Below are 413 nucleotides of genomic sequence, written 5' to 3'. Positions count from 1 at the left end.
CGCGTAATCAAGGTGCCCTACATCTCCTTGGTGAACCTCATCGCCGATAAACCTGTGGTGACCGAATTGATACAGGATGATTTTAGTCCTAAAAAGATCGTAGCGGAGCTCAAGAACCTGCTGTTTGACAAGTACTTTATCAAGAAGCAGAAAGAGGGCTATGCGCTGGTGAAGCAGAAGATCGGGGAGCATCGGACTGCCGAGCGCGCCGCGGAGTTGATGGTAGGGTATTTGAAGGAGGTATAGGTATAGGTATAGGTATAGGTATAACCGCATTCGTTTATAAGCAAAAGGTCCTGTCTGTTTAAGGCAGGACCTTTTGCTTATGCCATAACTATACTAAGAGTAGTGTAGCTTTATCAGGCTTCAACCTGACTTTGTTTCATAGCTTCGCCTGGCCGGCGGGGCCTCAC

The 413-nt window shown here is 47.7% G+C and carries 1 pseudogene; it reads left to right on the top strand.

The annotated features are described in order from the left end of the window. Positions 1–246 (top strand): annotated as a pseudogene (locus tag OB13_RS19860) (lipid-A-disaccharide synthase); the annotation flags it as partial. Positions 247–413 lie beyond the last annotated feature (167 nt).

This window comes from Pontibacter sp. HJ8 (assembly GCF_054824225.1).
This window is presented reverse-complemented; position numbering and strand designations above follow the sequence as displayed.